Below are 2,577 nucleotides of genomic sequence, written 5' to 3' on the forward strand. Positions count from 1 at the left end.
TCGATTTCGGCACGGTGCTCGATCAGTTGGCCACGTTCACGATCTGGCGCGGCGAGACCGCCGTGCGTTATGTGAACGGTGTTGATTTGCAGTAGAAACTGACCCACTTTTTGCATCTAAAATTGACCCACCCTTGTGGCGCAGAATCGTCACTCCTGCGCGTCAACTTCTTCGTCTTTTGCAGTCTTTGGTGAGGTTTTGCGGGACGTAGTCCGCTTCGTGGGTTGAGCCGCTGTGCTGTTTTTGAAGCGCCACGAATCATTGCCCGTTTCCACGATATGGCAGTGATGCGTGAAGCGGTCAAGCAGAGCAGTAGTCATCTTTGCATCGCCGAACACGCTCGACCACTCGGTGAAGCTAAGGTTCGTTGTCACAACGATGCTTGTATGTTCATAAAGCTTTGAGAACAGGTGGAACAGTAGTGCGCCGCCTGTTTGTGTGAACGGCAGGTAGCCGAGTTCATCAAGGATGACGACGTCTGCATACATCAGCCTGTTGGCGATTTGCCCCGGTTTTCCAGCTGTTTTCTCTGCTTCGAGTTGGTTCACCAGTTCAACGGTAGTGTAGAAGCGCACGCGCTTTGCGTGGTGTTGCACGGCCTCGATGCCTAGCGACGTAGCGAGATGGGTTTTTCCAGTACCAGGCCCACCGATGAACACTACGTTTTGCGCCGATTCGCAGAACTGCAGCGTGTGGAGTTCACGCACGAGCGGCTCGTCCGTGCTGGCCTGTTCGAAGTCGAAGCCAGCGAGGTCGCGATGCGCTGGGAACCGCGCGGCGGTCATCTGGTAGTTGATGGACCGAACCAGTCGCTCGGCCGTCTCGGCTTTTAGCAGCATCTGCATAAACTTCTCCGGTTCAAACTCGTTGTGCCGCGCCTGGGCGACCAGCTCTGGCCACGCCTGCGCCATTCCATGGAGCTTGAGCGACTTGAGTTGCGCTGCGGTTTCATTCGACATGACCATCCTCCTTGCGCGGAGTGCGAAGCTTTTCGTACCGGTGGACGTCGGCGAGCGGTTCTATCTTCAGCCGTAGCGAAGTCTGTACGCCGTCGGAGCTGCGGGACGCGGGGCTTTTCAGGCGAGCAAGGATATTCAGCACATGCTCGGCGCTTGGCCTGCCAGATTCGAGAGCCAGCTCCACGGCAACGAGCACCGCTTCCAGCCCATGCACAGGCGTTGCCGATAGCACCTGCACCATTACGCGGTCACCACCCGCCTGTCGGAGCAGATGACGCTGAAGCCGCTGCATCGGCTCTGGCATTGTGAGGAACGGGGCTCCGTTTCGTAGGGAGCCTGGTTTGCGGGCCACGAGACTGATGTAGTGCGTCCAGTCGTAGAAGGTCAGGTATCGGTCGAAGCTACGTGCATGGCGCGCAATCTCGTTGCCATCGGCGACGATGCTGATATACGCCGGATACGTTCGCAAACTCACAACATGATTTGCGAACTCTGTTGGGACGCTATATCGGTTGCGCTGGAAGTGGATGAGGCTTGTTGACGACACGCGAACGGGCTGTTCGATGTAGCCATCGAACGGCTTAGGACACTGCATCAGACGCGGGCGTTCGTCCTGCAACGCGTCTGCTACTGTCAGCTCGGGCCATTGAGGATGCCGAAGCTCCTGCCAGGCATGCCGACAGCGCTCGGCCAGCCAGATGTTCAGAACATCAAGCGACTCCCACCGGGTGCGGATTGCTTCGTGCCAGATGTGGCGCCGCTGGTCCTGAACATTCTTCTCGACGATGCCTTTTTCCCAGCCCGCAGCGCGGTTGCAGAACTCGGGCTCGAACAGGTAGTGGTTACACATCGAGTGGAAGCGAGCGTTTATGGCGCGCTCTTTTCCCGGCCCCACCTTGTCCACGGCGGTTTTCATGTTGTCGTAGATGCCGCGCCGAGGTATGCCTCCGAATGCGGCGAACGCCCGCGCGTGCGCATCGAACAACATTTCGTGACTCTGCGTGTGATAGGCGACGAGCCAGAATGCGCGACTTGCGGCGAGCTTCGTATGTGCGACTTCTATGCGGCGTCTCAGGCCACCGATGAAGACGTATTCGCAGCTCCAGTCGAACTGGAATGCCTCGCCATATTCGAAGGCGAGCGGTACGAAGGCTCCTCGTAGAGCGCCTTCGTCGCGGTTCTGCTTCCAGTTGCGGATGAATGCACAAACACGGTCGTAGCTGCCGTCGTATCCAGCAGCCCGCAAATCGGCGTGCATCTGCTTTGCCGAGCGCCGCTCGCGCTTCGCCCTTCGCGTATCAGCCAGTAGCCAAAGACGCAACTGCTCCGACCATGGGTCGACAACGCTGCTGCTCTCTCGTTTCGGATACTTCGGCTCACCGGTTGATGGAGGCTCACGCAACCATCGCCGTATGGTGTTGCGTGACAGACCAGTACGCCGGGATATGTCCCTCAGCGGGACGCCATCGCGGAAATGCATCCGCCGAATCTTTGCCAACATGCTCACCGTAATCACTCCGGTTCTCCTGCTTGGCGTCCAAGCAGGCATTGAACATGTGGGTCAGTTTTCGATGCAAATTTTTAGTGGAAGTGGGTCAGTTTTGCACGCACCTCAACA

General features: G+C 57.9%; 2 protein-coding genes. Both read right to left on the reverse strand.

Annotated features, from left to right (window positions below):
• Positions 1-149: 149 nt before the first annotated feature.
• Positions 150-959 (reverse strand): IS21-like element helper ATPase IstB, encoded by an 810-nt coding sequence (istB, locus tag LDO54_RS38340; RefSeq protein WP_224018298.1) that lies wholly within the window; start codon positions 957-959, stop codon positions 150-152.
• Complete coding sequence (gene istA / locus LDO54_RS38345; RefSeq protein ID WP_224018300.1) at positions 949-2,466, reverse strand: IS21 family transposase; 1,518 nt, start codon at positions 2,464-2,466, stop codon at positions 949-951. The genes istB and istA overlap by 11 nt, the downstream gene beginning before the upstream one ends.
• Positions 2,467-2,577 lie beyond the last annotated feature (111 nt).

It is taken from the genome of Paraburkholderia tropica (assembly GCF_914484835.1).
Lineage (GTDB): Bacteria > Pseudomonadota > Gammaproteobacteria > Burkholderiales > Burkholderiaceae > Paraburkholderia > Paraburkholderia tropica_A.